The sequence below is a fragment of the Streptomyces sp. CRCS-T-1 genome (genome assembly GCF_024442335.1).
Classification (GTDB): Bacteria; Actinomycetota; Actinomycetes; order Streptomycetales; family Streptomycetaceae; genus Streptomyces; species Streptomyces koelreuteriae.
This window is the reverse complement of sequence record NZ_CP101651.1, coordinates 1437481-1450349: the sequence shown is the minus strand read 5'-3', so window position 1 is coordinate 1450349 and position 12869 is coordinate 1437481. Positions and strand designations below refer to the sequence as shown.

Annotated in this window: 11 protein-coding genes; 6 read left to right on the top strand and 5 right to left on the bottom strand. The window is 72.2% G+C overall.

Annotation, left to right across the window (positions count from 1 at the left end; all coding sequences use genetic code 11):
* The first annotated feature begins 4 nt into the window (after positions 1-4).
* A complete protein-coding gene (locus tag NNW99_RS06460) occupies positions 5-1747 on the top strand; it encodes a pyruvate dehydrogenase (protein WP_215117734.1) in 1743 nt (580 codons plus the stop codon).
* A 6-nt stretch (positions 1748-1753) separates the two neighbouring features.
* Here NNW99_RS06460 and NNW99_RS06455 read toward each other — a convergent pair whose 3' ends face one another.
* Entirely contained in the window at positions 1754-3043 is a 1290-nt protein-coding gene (locus NNW99_RS06455) for a helix-turn-helix transcriptional regulator (protein WP_215117733.1), read from the bottom strand.
* Between the two features lie 231 nt (positions 3044-3274).
* Between NNW99_RS06455 and NNW99_RS06450 the strand changes: the two genes are divergently transcribed.
* Both NNW99_RS06450 and NNW99_RS06445 read left to right on the top strand, forming a co-directional pair.
* Complete coding sequence (locus NNW99_RS06450) at positions 3275-3898, top strand: hypothetical protein (protein ID WP_215117732.1); 624 nt, start codon at positions 3275-3277, stop codon at positions 3896-3898.
* 522 nt (positions 3899-4420) lie between these two features.
* A complete protein-coding gene (locus NNW99_RS06445; RefSeq protein WP_251058077.1) occupies positions 4421-4810 on the top strand; it encodes an ATP-binding protein in 390 nt (129 codons plus the stop codon).
* 96 nt (positions 4811-4906) lie between these two features.
* Here NNW99_RS06445 and NNW99_RS06440 read toward each other — a convergent pair whose 3' ends face one another.
* Both NNW99_RS06440 and NNW99_RS06435 read right to left on the bottom strand, forming a co-directional pair.
* The gene (locus NNW99_RS06440; RefSeq protein WP_215117730.1) at positions 4907-5947 is read right to left on the bottom strand and encodes a DUF2637 domain-containing protein; all 1041 of its coding nucleotides are present in this window, start codon (positions 5945-5947) and stop codon (positions 4907-4909) included.
* A 223-nt stretch (positions 5948-6170) separates the two neighbouring features.
* Entirely contained in the window at positions 6171-7022 is an 852-nt protein-coding gene (locus NNW99_RS06435) for a (2Fe-2S)-binding protein (protein WP_215117729.1), read from the bottom strand.
* Between the two features lie 111 nt (positions 7023-7133).
* Here NNW99_RS06435 and NNW99_RS06430 point away from each other — a divergent pair, with 111 nt between their 5' ends.
* The gene (locus tag NNW99_RS06430; RefSeq protein WP_215117728.1) at positions 7134-7976 is read left to right on the top strand and encodes a GntR family transcriptional regulator; all 843 of its coding nucleotides are present in this window, start codon (positions 7134-7136) and stop codon (positions 7974-7976) included.
* 428 nt (positions 7977-8404) lie between these two features.
* On the opposite strand, the gene NNW99_RS06425 is transcribed toward NNW99_RS06430, so the two are convergent.
* Together NNW99_RS06425 and NNW99_RS06420 are read right to left on the bottom strand one after the other, a co-directional pair.
* Complete coding sequence (locus NNW99_RS06425; protein WP_251057725.1) at positions 8405-9169, bottom strand: hypothetical protein; 765 nt, start codon at positions 9167-9169, stop codon at positions 8405-8407.
* Between the two features lie 163 nt (positions 9170-9332).
* Complete coding sequence (locus tag NNW99_RS06420; RefSeq protein ID WP_215117726.1) at positions 9333-11018, bottom strand: PucR family transcriptional regulator ligand-binding domain-containing protein; 1686 nt, start codon at positions 11016-11018, stop codon at positions 9333-9335.
* Positions 11019-11395: 377 nt separating this feature from the next.
* Here NNW99_RS06420 and NNW99_RS06415 point away from each other — a divergent pair, with 377 nt between their 5' ends.
* Both NNW99_RS06415 and NNW99_RS06410 read left to right on the top strand, forming a co-directional pair.
* Entirely contained in the window at positions 11396-12286 is an 891-nt protein-coding gene (locus NNW99_RS06415) for a xanthine dehydrogenase family protein subunit M (protein WP_215117725.1), read from the top strand.
* The gene (locus NNW99_RS06410; RefSeq protein ID WP_215117724.1) at positions 12286-12867 is read left to right on the top strand and encodes a (2Fe-2S)-binding protein; all 582 of its coding nucleotides are present in this window, start codon (positions 12286-12288) and stop codon (positions 12865-12867) included. The genes NNW99_RS06415 and NNW99_RS06410 overlap by 1 nt, the downstream gene beginning before the upstream one ends.
* The last annotated feature ends 2 nt before the right edge of the window (positions 12868-12869 follow it).

Genomic DNA, 12869 nt, shown 5'->3' with positions numbered 1-12869 from the left:
AGCCATGGCCAAACAGAACGTCGCGGAACAGTTCGTCGACATCCTGACGCGCGCCGGAGTCAAACGCCTCTACGGAGTCGTCGGCGACAGCCTGAACCCGGTCGTCGACGCCGTCCGGCGCAACTCCGCCATCGACTGGATCCACGTCCGGCACGAGGAGACCGCCGCCTTCGCCGCCGGCGCCGAGGCCCAGATCACCGGCACTCTCGCCGCCTGCGCCGGCTCCTGCGGCCCGGGCAACCTCCACCTCATCAACGGCCTGTACGACGCCCACCGCTCCATGGCGCCCGTCCTCGCCCTCGCCTCCCAGATCCCCTCCAGCGAGATCGGCCTCAACTTCTTCCAGGAGACCCACCCCGACCGGCTGTTCGCCGAGTGCAGCCACTACAGCGAGCTGATCTCCAGCCCGAAGCAGATGCCCCGGCTGCTCCAGACCGCCATCCAGAACGCCGTCGGCCGCAGCGGCGTCAGCGTGGTCTCCCTTCCCGGCGACATCGCCGACGAGCCCGCCCCGGACAAGCCCGCCGAGACCGCCCTCGTCACCTCCCGGCCCACGGTCCGCCCGGGAGACGAGGAACTCGACCGGCTGGTGAAGATGATCGACGAGGCCGGCAAGGTCACCCTCTTCTGCGGAGCCGGCACCGCGGGCGCGCACGCCGAGGTCATGGAGTTCGCCGGGAAGATCAAGTCCCCGGTGGGGCACGCCCTGCGCGGCAAGGAATGGATCCAGTACGACAACCCCTACGACGTCGGCATGAGCGGGCTCCTCGGCTACGGCGCCGCCTACGAGGCCACCCACGAGTGCGACCTGCTGATCCTGCTCGGCACCGACTTCCCCTACAACGCCTTCCTCCCCGACGACGTGAAGATCGCCCAGGTCGACGTACGCCCCGAACACCTCGGCCGCCGCTCGAAACTGGACCTCGCGGTGTGGGGCGACGTACGGGAGACACTGCGCTGTCTGATCCCCAGGGTGAAGGAGAAGAACAACCGCCGCTTCCTCGACCGGATGCTGAAGAAGCACGCGGACGCGCTGGAGGGGGTGGTCAAGGCGTACACCCGCAAGGTCGAGAAGCACACACCGATCCACCCCGAGTACGTCGCGTCCGTCCTCGACGAAGTCGCCTCCGACGACGCCGTGTTCACCGTCGACACCGGCATGTGCAACGTCTGGGCCGCCCGCTACATCTCACCCAACGGCCGCCGCCGCGTCATCGGGTCCTTCTCCCACGGCTCCATGGCCAACGCCCTGCCCATGGCGATCGGCGCGCAGTTCACCGACCGCAAGCGGCAGGTCGTGTCCATGTCCGGCGACGGCGGCTTCTCCATGCTGATGGGCGACTTCCTGACGCTCGTGCAGTACGACCTCCCGGTCAAGGTCGTCCTCTTCAACAACTCCTCCCTCGGCATGGTCGAGTTGGAGATGCTGGTCGCCGGCCTGCCGTCCTACGGCACCGCCAACAAGAACCCCGACTTCGCCGCCGTCGCCCGGGCCTGCGGCGCGTACGGCGTCCGGGTCGAGAAGCCCAAGGAACTCGCCGGCGCCCTCAAGCACGCCTTCAAGCACAAGGGCCCGGCGCTCGTCGACGTCGTCACCGACCCCAACGCGCTGTCCATCCCGCCCAAGATCAAGGCCGAGATGGTGACCGGCTTCGCCCTGTCCGCCTCCAAGATGGTGCTGGACGGCGGGGTCGGCCGGATGCTCCAGATGGCCCGCTCCAACCTGCGCAACGTGCCCCGGCCCTGAGGGCGGTCAGCTGTAGGGCCCCCACCGGCGGGCCGTCGTGTCGTACATGTACCGGGGCAGGCCCTTGATGCCGCTGGTGCGGAACGGGCGTCCGGCGTCGTCGATGCGGACCGTGCCCGCGCGGCCCTGGGAGGACCAGTCCAGCTCCAGGTACCAGCGGCAGTCGCACGTCACGGTCCGGGCGGTGACCAGCAGCACCTCGGGGTCCGTGGCCGAGACGCGGTACGGCATGCGCACCGCCGGGATCGGCACGCCGGTGTCGTTCCCGGCGACCGCGCGGGCGATGGGCCGGTCCTTGTCCAGGTTCACGTCGAAGGAGCGCGGGGTGACCGCGCCCCCGCAGCCCTGGTCCATGGCGTAGGCGTTGCCCGGGGCGGGTGCCGTTCGCCCCACCACGCGCACACGCAGCGCGTTCAGCACGACCGCCGTGTCGGTCCGCCCCTGCACCGACAACTCCACGATCGTCTCGCCGCCGTGCACCGCGCCCTGTGTCGCCGCCCAGGTCCCGGCGTCCTGCGGGGCCGGGGGCGGGGGCACCTGCTGGGGCGGTTTGGCGATGACGTAGTCGTGGCCGCAGCCCAGATTCCAGGCCTGGGAGTCGGCGGACCAGGTGAGCGGCACGGCGGAGTTCTTCCCGCTGGGCGGTGCCGGGGTGGTGGTACGGGCGGAGGGGGCGGGGGAGGGCTCCTTCTTGCTCTTCGGGGTGGCGGAAGGCCGCTTGGTGGTGGGGGAGTCGCTCGGAGTGGGCGAGGTGCCGCTGCGGTCCGGTGCCTTGGCTTCCGTCGTGCCGGACGTGGCGGGTCCGGCCGTACGGGCACCGTCGGCGGCGGGGCGCCGTCCGTCCGGCAGCGCGGACAGACTGCCGAGCGTCGCGAGCAGCGCGCAGGCGGCGGCCAGCCCGACCGCGACGCGCCTGTGGCGGTACCAGGGGCGGCGGGGGAGCGGGTCCGGGTCCGGGGCCGGATCTGGAGCCGGGGCGCCCGCTTCCTCCTCGGCAGGGGCCGCCTCCTCCACCGCAGTCGCCGTACGAGGCCGCTTGCGTGCCGCCACCGCCAGGAGCCAGCGGCGGTGGAGTTCCAGGCGTTCCTCGGCCGTCGCCCCGCAGAGCGCCGCGAAACGCTCCACGGGGGCGAAGTCGAGGGGGACCGCATCGCCCGCGCAATAGCGGTGCAGGGTCGAGGTGTTCATGGCCAGACGGCGGGCCAGCGAACCGTAACTGCGGTCCGTGCGCTCCTTCAGCGCTCTCAGCAGCGCCGCGAACTCCCCGACGTCGTCCAGGTCTTCCTGTGCCGACACGTTTCCCCGCCCCCGTAAGGTCCGACCCGGCCCGGGACGGCATCCCAGGCGTCCCTGTACCTGCACGTCAGACGGGCTGGGATGGTTCCACCCCGGCCGATCGGCCGCGGGCTGTTGCGCCCGCCGGCTGTGACCGCTGATGCTCTTGGTGCCGCACCGACCAGGCCCGGGCCGACCAGCCGGCCTCGCCGCGGCATCCATGTCCACGCACTCATCCTCGGGGGAACACCCATGTCCATGCGCATCCGAACGAGCGCTCTCACCGCACTCACCGTCGCCGCCCTCGCGGCGGGCACGGTCGCCACGGCACCGGCCGCCGGCGCCGCGCCGAAGGCCGCCGCGCCCAAGTTCCTCTCGGCGTCGGAGCTGCCGCCGCACCCGACGTCGTCCTGGACCGCCGGGCCGGTCACCGAAGGGTTCCCGGAGGGACTCGGCTTCTGCGTGAGCACGGAGGGCGTGCCCTCCTACGACTACCGGCACCGGGAGTTCCGGACCGACCTGGACACCGGCGCCGTGCAGTTGACCGTCGTGACCAGCACAGCCGCCCTGGCCAAGGCCCTGGCGAAGCACTACGACGACCTGATCCGCACCTGCGCCGACCGCATCGAGGAGGCCGACCCGGACGTCCAGGCCGAGGGCCGGGACTACGGCTCGCTGCCGGTCGAGGAGGGCGCCCGCGTCCGCGGACTGCACACCGAGACCTCCTGGGGGGCCTCGGACATCGCACTGCTGTCCGTCGGACAGGACGGCCGGACCGTCACCGTCGTGCAGTGGGGTCAGATGGGCGACTTCGGCGACGCCCCCGTGGCCGCCTTCAAGAAGACGACGACCACCGCCGTCAAGAAGCTGTACTGACCGGGCGACCACCGGAGAAGACAGGGCCGTCCTCCCGCCACGGGGGTGGGGAGGACGGCCCTGTTCCGGTCAGAGGCCCGGGAGGGACCGTCGTACTTCGGCCAACTTCACCGGACCGCCGCGCGCGGGGGCCGGCTGCCCCACTCCTTCGTCGCGTACGCACGGATCGGCAGCCGGCCCTCGGTACTTCGGCCGATCTCCTGCGGTCACGATCCGCACGAGGACCCGTACCGGCTACCCTCTTGTCCCCCTCCCCGTCACCGCCGTACCGCTCAGCGGCCCGCAGCCCCGCCCACAGGTCCCGTCCGATTGGCCGAACACCCGGTCGTTGACGACTCGACATGACTGCCGCGTGTCCGATCGGGCATGGATCCCCGTGAACGTGTTCGAGGCAGGAGGGGAACCGACATCGGCGCGCGGGCGGGGGTCATGGAGAGGCAGGCACGAGGAGGCGGTCCCATAACGATCGGGGCCTTCTCGGCGAAGACGGCGGACGACAAGACCGACGACGACACGGAGCGGATGCCCGTGCCTCAACTGAGGCGCAGACTCGGGCGGGCGGACCTGCGGGCCGTGCCGGAAGCCCGCAGGGCCCTGCGGGACATGCTCGGGCAATGGGGGAGGACCGGGCGATCGGACGTGGCGGAACTGCTCACCAGCGAACTCGTCACCAACGCGATCGTCCACACCGATCACGACGCGCTCCTGACGGCCACGGTCGGACCGCGTGGACTGCGGGTGGAGGTACGGGACTTCGTGGCCCGCAGACCCCGGCTGCGCGTACCGATCGCCGACGACGGTACGAACGGCAGGGGCCTGTTCCTCGTCCAGTCCCTCGCCGACGCCTGGGGCGTCAGGCCGCACGGAGTGGGCAAGGCCGTCTGGTTCGAGCTGGAGGCCGAGGCGGCGTGAACGGGAAGCGTGAACGGGAAGCGTGAACGGGAAGCGTGAACGGGAAGGGGGCGCGGCCCGCAGGCCACGCCCCCTTCCCGGCCCTGTTCGGTCCCCCTAGCCGAACTGCTGCTCCAGGTCCTTGAGCTTGCGCTCCAGGGAGTCCAGACGCGGCAGCGCCATGGTGTCGTCCTCGGCGGTGAGGTCGACGGTCACGGGGTCAGCTCCTTTGCGAGCGGGCTGCAGGGAGGGACGCGAGCGGACGGGCAGCGGCTCCGGCGCGGATATGGCAGGCTCCGCGGAGACCTGCGAGGAGCCGCGCTCCACCTGCACCTCCAGCTGCCGTCCGCCGCCGCGGCCGAAGTGCCCGCGGTGACCGCGGCTGATCGCCTTCAACTGGGCCCGCTCCACGCGCTGCTGGTCGCGGCGCCGCTGCCGCGCCTCGTCCTTCTTGCGCTTGTCGTCGCGCACTTCGTCGACCGCCTCGTCGAGGCTGCGCACACCCTCCAGGAGCATCAGCGACCAGGCGCTGTACGTCTCGCGGGGGGCCCGCAGCCAGCGCACGATACGGATCTGCGGCAGCGGGCGCGGCACCAGGCCCTGCTCCCGCAGGGCCGCGCGACGGGTCTGCTTCAGCGCGCGGTCGAAGAGCACCGCCGCCGACAGGGACATGCCCGCGAAGAAGTGGGGCGCCCCCGCGTGGCCGATGCCCCTGGGCGCGTGCACCCAGTTGAACCAGGCCGCGGCGAAGGCGAACGTCCAGACGAGTATCCGGGAGCCGAGGGCCGCGTCACCGTGGCTGGCCTCGCGCACCGCGAGCACGGAGCAGAACATCGCGGCGCCGTCCAGGCCGAACGGGACCAGGTACTGCCAGCCGCCGGAGAGGCCCAGGTTCTGCTCGCCGAAGCCGACCAGGCCGTGGAAGGAGAGTGCGGCGGCTACGGCCGCGCAGCAGAAGAGGAGGACGTAGGAGACGGTGCCGTAAAGGGCCTCCTTGCGTCTGCGGCGTTCTTCACTGCGCTCCCAGGAATCGTCCGCGCTCGTGTCCTTGACCGAGGAGCGCTTGCCGCGCGCGAGAACCGCTATCGCCGCCAGCATGCCCAGGAGAAGCACGGCGCCCGGAAGCAGCCAGTTCAGCGATATGTCGGTCAGTTTCATCTGGGTGGTCCCTTGCATTGGGATAGGGCGTAACGCCCGCCATAGTGGCCCAATCCCAACAGCCCTCAGGGGGTTTCGGGGCAAGAGGCCGCCAAGGAAGTGCAAGGGAATGTTCAGGGCGGCGTTCTGCTCGAACTGCCGCGTGAGGGGCGGGAGTTGAGTTCGAACAAGACTACCCGTACGGGTGGTTCCGCGGAAACTTCCTTGAGTTTCCGAGTGTGCCTCAACTGGCTGTGGCCAAGAGCTTGGTGACCCGGTCGGCGTCGCAGGTGCGCGGGCAGGTGGCGCAGGTGTCCTGCGGGCGCAGCGTGTAGAACATGCAGCAGCTCGCGCGGTCCCGGGTGCGCAGCGGCTCGCCGCCGGGGCCGGTCAGCTCCCGGAACGCCGCCGTGCCCACGTACGGCTTCGTCGCGCCCGGCAGGAGCAGCTCCAGCTCGCGCATCGCGCGCCGTTCCTCGATCTCGCCGAACAGCTGCGCGATGTACCAGAGTCCCTCGACGATCTCGTCGGTCGCCATGCCCCACAGGGCCCGGCCGCGACGCCGCATCCGCGGTCCGAAACCGGTCAGGACCGGCTCCAGGTGCTCGGCGACCGCCGACCGCACCTCGGCCCGCAGCGCCTCCTCGTCCGGGACGACCCGGGCGCCGGGCAGCGTGGCGGCCTCGTCGCCGGGCAGGCACGCGAAGCCGGCCGGGCGGACGGCCATCCGGCCGATGGGGTGGCCCTCGGCGGTGCGGTCGTACGAGACGTGGGTCACGGGGTAGCGCGGTACGCGGCGGTGCAGGAACCAGGGGACGGTGATCAGCAGGCAGGCGGGCCAGGCGTAGCGGTGCAGGCCGAAGCTGGCGACGACATCGGGGCGGGCCTCCTGGCCGTAGTCCCGGCGGACCTGGTCCTCGTCCCAGGACAGGAACGCGTCGAGGGCGGGGCCGGCGGCGGCGAGGTCGGTGGCCGCGGCCCAGGCGCCGCCGTACGGGGTTTCGTCCTCGGGGGTGAGTTCGGTGACGGCGAGCCCGGGGAGGACCTCGGCCAAGCGGGCGTATGCGCCGGAGACGGCCGAACGGGGCTCGGGCATGGGATCACCGATCTACTCAGAGGTAAGCCTAACCTAACTCAAGATCGCTGGGATTTGAACTGGCGCTCGGGGCGCTTATGGTGCTTGACGGACGAGTAACAACCCGCCGTAATGACCCCAAGTACCGATACGTCCGGAGGAGGACCCTTGAAGCAGGGGGAGCCCTGGTCGGCTGTGCAGGCCGGGCAGGCCCGTGTGCCGCGGCAGGCCGGGGCGGCTGGGGCAGCGGCTGCGGCCGACGGGGCTGGGGCCGATGGGGCTGGGGCCGATGGGGCGGTGCGTGGTGAGCACACGCACGGTGAGCCGGCCCTTCCGCGGCCCAGGCCTGTCATCCAGCGGTCCTCCGTGCGCGGGCAGATCGTGGACGCGCTGCGGGCCGCGCTGGTGGCGGGGGATCTGCGGCCCGGTGAGGTGTACTCGGCGCCGGTGCTGGGCGAGCGGTTCGGGGTGTCGGCGACGCCGGTGCGCGAGGCGATGCAGCAGCTGGCGATCGAGGGTGCCGTCGAGGTCGTGCCGAACCGTGGGTTCCGGGTGGTCGAGCGGGGAGCGCGGGAGCTGGCGGAACTGGCCGAGGTCCGGTCGCTGATCGAGGTGCCGGTGATGCTGCGGCTGGCCCGTGCCGTTCCCGCCGAGCGGTGGGCCGAACTGCGGCCTCTCGCCGAGGCGACGGTCCGCGCGGCGTCCTCCGGCTGCCGCGCGACCTACGCGGAGTCCGACCGGGTGTTCCACCGTGCGGTGCTGTCCCTCTCGGGGAACGGGCAGTTGGTCCAGATCGCCGAGGATCTGCACCGGCGGGCGCAGTGGCCGCTGGTGGGCGGCGGGCCGGGTGGCCGGGGGCGGGCCGAGCTGGTGGCGGACGCGCATGAGCACACCGCGTTGCTGGACGCGTTGATCGCCGGGGACTTGGATGTCGTGCGGGTCCTGGTGGGGGAGCACTTCACGGGCGCGGGCTGAGGGGGCGGGCGTCTCGCGCCCATCGCCGGGGGTGGGTCGGGGCCGCGCCGGGGGTGTCCGTCCTCGGAACGGCGCGATGGGGTCGGGGACCAATTGACTGTTCGTTGACGCGCCAACCGCTGCGGGCGGACACCCCCCGACACGTCCCCTTCCGTGATCCGGCGAGTGCGGGCGCGTCGCGGCTTCCGCCAACCGCCCCGGCAGGGGGTCTCGTCCCTCCGCCCAGCCCGGCGGCTTCGCCCCCCGGCCCGGCCGTTTCAGCCGTCCCCCCTCAGTAACGGGGGCCGCACCCGCCCAAGCTGCCGCAGGCCACCGCTGCGGGCATGCGTGCCGCTAGGGGCGGCACGGGTGGGCGCAGCGGCACCCCGTTTCGCCGGGTTGCGGACCGACCCGGCCTCAGCCTCGACGCCGGGTACCCCGGGACGCGTTCAAGCGGTCGCCGCCGGCGGCAACGGGGCCAACTGGCGGGACAGCCAGGTCGGTACGCCTCCGAGCAGGCGGAACAAGCGCCGGGCCTCCTCGCGTAGTCGGGACGCCTCCGGCTCCGTCTCCGTGTCGGCCAGGGACACCAGCGCGGGGGCCGTGCCGACGAGATAGCCCAGCTCCTCCCGGATCCGCAGTGACTCCGAGAAACCGTGCCGCGCCTCCGCCAACTCCCCGTCCCGCAGGGCGAGCCCGGCCAGATGGCGCCAGGTGAAGGACAGCAGCAGCGGATTCTCATGCGCCGTAGCCCCCGCGTGCGCCCGGCGGTACGCCGCCCGCGCCGCCTGCGGGGCACTCGTCAGGTTCTCCGCCAGCAGACCGCGACGGAAGTCCAGCAGGGCCCGCTGCGAAGCCCCCGGAGGGATCAGCGCGGCGGCCCGCCCCAGCGCGGCCCGCGCCTCGTCGGCCCGGTCCCGCACCGCGAGCAGCGTCGAGGCGTAGGCCAAGTAACCGCGTTCACAAGCGGCCGCGCCCCGCTCGTCGTCGCTGTGGGCCAGCGCCTCGGCCGTGCGCAGCGCGTCCTCGGCCTCCTCCCAGCCCCGCTCGGTGTACAGACACCGTTCCACCAGCAACGAAGCGCGTTGGAGCGCCGCCGCGGGTGTGTCCGGCAGCAGCAGGGCGGCCGCGTCGGCCCAGCACCCGCGTGAGCGCAGCCGCCATACCGCGGTCTGGAGGGGATCGTCACCAGGGGTCGTTCCGTTACCAGACATGGCGGTATGCGCCACGTTGCCCTCCCCGAGCACGCCATCGAGCTGTTGAGTGGTGGCGGCATCTCAGCACGAATCGCGGGGCCGGGCCAAGAGGGTGGGTGAAGGATTTCACAAAGTCGTGGGGCTCCGGGCGCCCCGTGTTCGGGACGGGACACCCCGTGTCTCAGCTCATGCGCAGGGCAAGGAAGAAATCCAGCTTGTCCTCGAGCCTCGACAGATCACGGCCCGTCAACTGCTCGATCCGTCCGACGCGGTAGCGCAGCGTGTTGACGTGGAGGTGGAGACGGCCGGCGCAGCGGGTCCAGGAGCCGTCGCAGTCGAGGAACGCCTCCAGGGTGGGGATCAGCTCCGCCCGGTGCCGGCGGTCGTAGTCGCGGAGGGGGTCCAGGAGGCGGGCCGTGAAGGCGCGGCGGACATCGTCCGGGACGAAGGGGAGCAGCAGGACGTGCGAGGCCAGTTCCTGGTGGCCCGCCGCGCAGACCCGGCCCGGGCGGGCCGCGGCCACCCGGCGGGCGTGGCGGGCCTCCTCCAGGGCGCCCCGCAGACCCTCCGCCGAGTGCACGGCCGCGCTGACGCCGAGGGTGAGGTGCCCGTCGCCGTCGAGACCCGCGGTGAGGGGGTCGCGTACGGATTCCAGGAGCGCGTCGGCGAGGACGCCGGTCTCGGAGCCGTCGTGCTCCGTCGAGACGGCGGGCAGGGGGACCAGGGCGATGGCCTCCTCGCCGGTGTGGGCCACGGCGATGCGGTCCGAGTGCTCCGGGCCCGCGGAGAGCGGGTCGACGAGGATCTCCTCCAGCAGGGCCTGGGCCACCGGGCCGCCCTCGATGCCGTCCCCGTCCCAGTCGACGCGGGCCACGACCACCTGCCAGTGCGGCGCCGCCCCGAGGCCGGGCAGCAGCACCGGCGCGGCCACGCGCAGACGGGCGGCGATCTCGCCGGGGGCCGCGCCCGTCTGGACCAGTTCCAGCACCTCCTGGGCGAGGCGGCGGCGGACCGTGCGGGCGGCGTCGCGGCGGTCCCGCTCGACCGCGATCAGCTGGGTGACGCCGTGCAGCAGGTCCAGGCGCTCCTCGGCCCAGTCCCCGGCGTCCGCCTCGACGGCCAGCAGCCAGTCGGAGAGCAGGGTCTCGCGGACGTCCCGGGTGTCGCGGGCGCTCTGCGGGGAGCGGCCCGTCGAGCGGATCGGGAACAGGGAGTAGGTGGTGCCGCCCAGGAGGACGCGGTGCGGTGCGCGGCGGCCCGTGCGGGTGGCGGTGAGGTGTTCCGCCACCAGGCGTCCGCAGGTCTCGGCGGGCAGGGCGGCGGGGCCCGCGGCCTTCGAGCCCGCGATCAGCCGGCCGGTGGGGGCGAGGACCCAGGCGCGCAGGTCCAGGTCCGAGCCGAGCAGGTCCAGGACGACGTCCGGGCCGCCGCCCGCCGGGCCCGAGGTCATCATCCGGCGGTGGCGGTCGACGACCGCCGCGAGGTCTCCGGCGCGCTCGCCTGAGACCTGCCGTACGACGTGTTCGGTGATCGTCGCGAACGCCACCGACTCGTGCACCGCGAAGAGGGGGAGCCGGTGCCGGGCGCAGGCCGTGACCAGGTCGGCCGGGACGTCTCCGAGCTCGGCCTCGCCCGCGGCGAGGGCCGTCACACCCTGCTGCACCAGGATCCGGACGAACGGCTCCGAGTCCTCGGCGTCATGGCGCCAGGCCAGGCCCGTGAGCACCAGTTCGCCGCCCGAGAGGTAGCGGCTGGGGTCGCGGAGGTCGGTGGTCATCACGCCGCGCACCGTGCGGTCCAGCTCTTCCTCGCCGCCGAGCAGCTTGAGGCCCAGCGCGTCGGTGTCCAGCAGTGCGCGCAGCCGCATTCTCGTCGCCGCCGTTCTTTGTCTCGAAATCAGTGGTGGATCTTGGGGGAGTGTTGAGGGAACGCCTGTTCGGTGGCCTGGTGGGCGATACCCAACGGCCTCGAACCGCGTTCCGGCTGTGTCCCAGGTCACGCGGCTGTGTCGCGCGTTTCCACAGGAGAACGAGGAGGTTTCTGATGGCCTCCGTTCATACGAATCTACAAGATGCCCGTCCTGGCCAGCCAACTCCTTCATGGTTTCCGTGACTGACCCCGTCGGAGTACCGCGCTGTGTACTGAGGCCACTACGCGTTAACAGCACATGAACGAGCCGGGACCGCCGCACACGGATTGGCTCAATCTGAACGCCCCACGAGAAGACGGAGAAGAGAGCCGGTCATGGACTTCCTTCGCCCCGCCAGCTGGGAGGAGGCGCTCGCCGCGAAAGCCGAGCACCCCACCGCTGTGCCGATTGCGGGTGGCACCGACGTGATGGTCGAGATCAACTTCGACCACCGCCGGCCCGAGTACCTCATGGACCTGAACCGCGTCGGCGACCTCTCCGAGTGGGAGGTCGGCGAGGGGAGCGTACGGCTGGGCGCCTCCGTGCCGTACACGCGGATCATGGAGAACCTGCGCGCCGAACTGCCGGGCCTCGCCCTCGCCTCGCACACCGTCGCCTCCCCGCAGATCCGCAACCGCGGCGGCGTCGGCGGCAACCTCGGCACCGCCTCCCCGGCCGGCGACGCCCACCCCGCCCTGCTCGCCGCGGGCGCCGAGGTGGAGGTCGAGTCGGTGCGCGGGGCGCGCCGGATCCCGATCGACGAGTTCTACAAGGGCGTGAAGCGCAACGCGCTGGCGGCCGATGAACTGATCCGGGCCGTGCATGTGAAGAAGGCCGACGGGCCGCAGCAGTTCTCCAAGGTGGGGACCAGGAACGCGATGGTCATCGCCGTGTGCGCGTTCGGGCTGGCGCTGCATCCCGAGACGCGGACCGTGCGGACGGGCATCGGCTCGGCCGCCCCTACACCCATTCGGGCCAAGGCCGCCGAGGAGTTTCTGAACGCCGCTCTGGAGGAGGGCGGCTTCTGGGACAGCGGGAAGATCGTCACCCCGTCGGTCGCCAAGCAGTTCGCGGACCTGTGCTCCGCCGCCTGCAACCCGATCGACGACGTGCGGGGCACCGCGAGCTACCGCCGCCACGCCGTCGGCGTCATGGCCCGCCGCACCCTGACCTGGACCTGGGAGTCCTACCGCGGCGCCCGCCGCCTTACGGAGGGAGCCGCGTAATGCGCGTCAACTTCACGGTCAACGGCCGTCCGCAGGAAGCCGACGACGTCTGGGAGGGCGAGTCCCTGCTCTACGTGCTGCGGGAGCGCATGGGCCTTCCCGGGTCCAAGAACGCCTGCGAACAGGGCGAGTGCGGCTCCTGCACGGTCCGGCTCGACGGGGTGCCGGTGTGCTCGTGCCTGGTGGCCGCCGGGCAGGCGGAGGGCCGCGAGGTCGTCACCGTCGAGGGGCTCGCCGACTTCGCGAAGCAGCGGGCGGAGAGCGGCTGCGCGACGGGGGCCTGCGGTACGTCGTTGCAGGACGCCCAGGGGTGGCAGGCCAAGGGCGCCGACTCGCAAACCGGCGAGGGCACCGAACTCTCCCCGATCCAGCAGGCGTTCATCGACGCCGGCGCCGTCCAGTGCGGCTTCTGCACACCCGGACTGCTGGTCGCCGCCGACGAGATGCTGGAGCGCAACCCCAACCCGTCCGACGCGGACATCCGCGAGGCGCTGTCGGGCAACCTGTGCCGCTGCACCGGCTACGAGAAGATCATGGACGCGGTCCGCCTGGCGGCCGCCCGGCAGGGAGAGGCGGTCTGAGC

What these genes read in the sequence shown, in the direction of transcription:
- NNW99_RS06425 (WP_251057725.1), bottom strand. Translation starts at nt 9,169, where the DNA reads ATGTCTGGTAACGGAACGACCCCTGGTGACGATCCCCTCCAGACCGCG.
- NNW99_RS06410 (WP_215117724.1), top strand. Translation starts at nt 12,286, where the DNA reads ATGCGCGTCAACTTCACGGTCAACGGCCGTCCGCAGGAAGCCGACGAC.
- NNW99_RS06450 (WP_215117732.1), top strand. Translation starts at nt 3,275, where the DNA reads ATGTCCATGCGCATCCGAACGAGCGCTCTCACCGCACTCACCGTCGCC.
- NNW99_RS06435 (WP_215117729.1), bottom strand. Translation starts at nt 7,022, where the DNA reads ATGCCCGAGCCCCGTTCGGCCGTCTCCGGCGCATACGCCCGCTTGGCC.
- NNW99_RS06440 (WP_215117730.1), bottom strand. Translation starts at nt 5,947, where the DNA reads ATGAAACTGACCGACATATCGCTGAACTGGCTGCTTCCGGGCGCCGTG.
- NNW99_RS06415 (WP_215117725.1), top strand. Translation starts at nt 11,396, where the DNA reads ATGGACTTCCTTCGCCCCGCCAGCTGGGAGGAGGCGCTCGCCGCGAAA.
- NNW99_RS06445 (WP_251058077.1), top strand. Translation starts at nt 4,421, where the DNA reads ATGCCCGTGCCTCAACTGAGGCGCAGACTCGGGCGGGCGGACCTGCGG.
- NNW99_RS06430 (WP_215117728.1), top strand. Translation starts at nt 7,134, where the DNA reads ATGACCCCAAGTACCGATACGTCCGGAGGAGGACCCTTGAAGCAGGGG.
- NNW99_RS06460 (WP_215117734.1), top strand. Translation starts at nt 5, where the DNA reads ATGGCCAAACAGAACGTCGCGGAACAGTTCGTCGACATCCTGACGCGC.
- NNW99_RS06420 (WP_215117726.1), bottom strand. Translation starts at nt 11,018, where the DNA reads ATGCGGCTGCGCGCACTGCTGGACACCGACGCGCTGGGCCTCAAGCTG.